The sequence below is a fragment of the Falsiroseomonas sp. RANM36 genome, assembly GCF_056682175.1.
In genome coordinates this window covers 87,549-89,536 of sequence record NZ_JBWXTD010000003.1, presented here as the reverse complement: position 1 = coordinate 89,536, position 1,988 = coordinate 87,549, and the positions used below count along the sequence as shown (strand labels likewise).

General features: G+C 73.7%; 2 protein-coding genes. Both read right to left on the bottom strand.

Annotated elements, in window-relative coordinates; genetic code table 11:
• Positions 1–101 precede the first annotated feature (101 nt).
• On the bottom strand, positions 102–1,064 hold the full coding sequence (locus AC1MIR_RS05365) for a D-2-hydroxyacid dehydrogenase (RefSeq protein WP_480027154.1): 963 nt from the start codon (positions 1,062–1,064) through the stop codon (positions 102–104).
• Between the two features lie 61 nt (positions 1,065–1,125).
• Positions 1,126–1,965, bottom strand: a complete 840-nt coding sequence (rsmA, locus tag AC1MIR_RS05360; protein WP_480028711.1) for a 16S rRNA (adenine(1518)-N(6)/adenine(1519)-N(6))-dimethyltransferase RsmA — start codon at positions 1,963–1,965, stop codon at positions 1,126–1,128.
• Positions 1,966–1,988: the final 23 nt, after the last annotated feature.

The window sequence follows — 1,988 nt, the reverse complement described above, 5'->3', positions numbered from 1 at the left end:
CGCGGGCTAACCTGTCCGACATGGCCCATAAATCCGCGCCCGTGAGGCCCGGGGGGGAGAGCGCGGCGGCCCCCGGCGCCGGACGGCGCCGGCCCGTCGCGTCAGACCACCTGGTTGAACAGCGCCGTCTCGCCGCGGCGCAGCCGGGCGAGATTCTCCTCCATCAGGTCGAGGACGTTGTCCTCGTAGCGCCGCGTCTCGCCGCCGGTATGGGGCGTGACCAGCACGTTCGGCATCGCCCAGAGCGGGCTCTCGGCCGGCAGCGGCTCGTCCGCCGTCACGTCCAGCGCGGCCTGGCCGATCCGGCCGGATTGCAGCGCGGCGATCAGCGCGGCCTCGTCGCAGACGCGCCCGCGCGCCACATTGACCAGCGCCGCACCCGGCTTCATCGCGGCGAAGGCGGCGGCATCCATCAGGCCGCGCGTCTCCTCGGTCAGCGCGCAGGTGAGCGCAACGATGTCGGCGCGCGGCAACTGCTGCTTCAGCGCCGACATCGGGTGGATCTCGTCGGCGCCCTCCGCGCCCTTCTCCGGGTCGCGGCGCAGGCCGACGACCGTCATGTCGAAGGCCTTGGCCAGCCGCGCGAGCCGCCCGCCGATGCGCCCGATGCCGACGACGAGCAGCGTCTTGCCGCCGAGTTCGTCCTCGCGCCGCGTCAGGTCGCCGATCATGCCGCGCCAGTGGCGCTGCGCCTGGTTGGCGCAGGCTTCCGGGATGCGCCGCGCCATCGCCAGGATCAGCGCCATCGCGTGCTCGCTGACGGCATTCGCGTTCGCACCCTGCGCGGAGGCCAGGCGGATGCCGGCGGCCGCGAGCGCGGCGCGGTCGTACTGGTCCACGCCCGCGCTGATGGACTGGATGAACTTCAGCCGCCCGCCCGGCTTCGCCAGGTGGTTGCGCCAGAAGCCGGAGACGAGCAGCACATCCGCCTCGTCGATGCGCGCCTCCAGCTCATCCAGGCTGCGCACCTCGATCACCGGAAGCTTGCCGCCGCGCGCGGCGTAGCGTTCCGCGAAGCGATAGGCGACATGGGCGAACAGCAGGGTCGGCGTCTCCGTCAGCATTTGTCTTCCGTTGGGGTTGTGCGGGTCGGGAGGTAAGCGCCGACCGCCCGGGGGCGCAAGCTCAGCGCCGCGCGAGCAGCGTGCGGGCCAGGCGGTCGAACTCGGCGATCGTCAGCGTCTCGGCACGACGCTCGCCGGCAATGCCGGCCGCCGCGAGCAGCCCCTCGGCATCGCCGAGCGATTTCAGCGCGCCGCGCAGCATCTTGCGGCGCTGGCCGAAGGCCGCCGCGGTGAGCCGTTCCATCGTGGCGAAAAGCGCCGGGCCCGGGTCTTCCGCATGCGGCACCAGCCCGACCACCGCGGACCAGACTTTCGGCGGCGGGCTGAAGGCGCCGGGCGGCAGGGTCAGCAGCAGCGTGCAGCGGCAGCGCCACTGCGCCAGCACGCCGAGGCGGCCATAGGCCTCGGTGCCGGGTGCCGCGGTGATGCGCTCGGCCACTTCCTGCTGGAACATCAGCGTCATGGATTCCAGCGCCGCGGCCTGGCGCAGCCAGCCGACGAGCAGCGGCGTGCCGACGTTGTAGGGCAGGTTCGCGACGATCCGGCGCGGCGCGGCAAGCAGCACGGCCGGGTCCAGCTTCAGCGCATCGCCCTCGATGATCTCGAGCCGGCCGGGATAGGCGGCGGCGAGTTCCGCAAGCGCGGCGACGGCGCGGCGGTCGAGTTCCACCGCCACCACCTTCTCGGCCGCCGTCGCGAGCAGGGCGCGTGTCAGTCCGCCGGGTCCCGGCCCGACTTCCAGCACCTGCCGCCCTTCCATCGGCCCGGCTGCGGTGGCGATGCGGGCGCAGAGCGTGGGGTCGAGCAGGAAGTGCTGCCCAAGCGCCTTCCGCGCCTCCAACCCATGCCGCGCGATCGTCTCGCGCAGCGAGGGCAGGGCGGGCGTCGCGGAGTCGCGCAGCGCCGGGCGGGCGCCGGCCGCGC